Source organism: Bacillus sp. SIMBA_008 (assembly GCF_046535495.1).
Taxonomy (GTDB): domain Bacteria; phylum Bacillota; class Bacilli; order Bacillales; family Bacillaceae; genus Bacillus; species Bacillus subtilis.
On sequence record NZ_JAWRWL010000296.1, the window covers coordinates 1 to 282 of the forward strand.

The 282-nt window shown below is 35.1% G+C and carries 1 protein-coding gene and 1 pseudogene; one reads left to right on the plus strand and one right to left on the minus strand.

Features of this window, described 5'->3' with window-relative positions; translation table 11 throughout:
* Positions 1–91 (plus strand): annotated as a pseudogene (locus tag SB658_RS23275) (ADP-ribose pyrophosphatase); the annotation flags it as partial.
* 24 nt (positions 92–115) lie between these two features.
* Here the strand turns inward: SB658_RS23275 and SB658_RS23280 are convergent.
* Positions 116–282: GNAT family N-acetyltransferase (locus SB658_RS23280; RefSeq protein WP_410602642.1), on the minus strand; the 167-nt coding region annotated here is incomplete at its 5' end.

Sequence of the window (282 nt, forward strand, 5' to 3'; positions counted from 1 at the left end):
GTTAGAAGAAGCGATTATTCTTATGAAAGATCTTCGTATTCATGATGCGAAGACGATGTTTGCAGTACAATATTTACAACTACAAAAATAAACACTCGCCAAAGGCGAGTGTTTTTTAATTGATTTTTGCGTATACGCGTGCATCACGTAAGCTACCATCTGGTGCTATGAAATCATTTTCCATTGTACCTTCTAGAATAAATTCTAAACGTTCTGCTAGGTTACATGCATTTGCATTTGTTGCATCAGTACGAATTTCAATTCTTCTAGCACTTAGCTTAT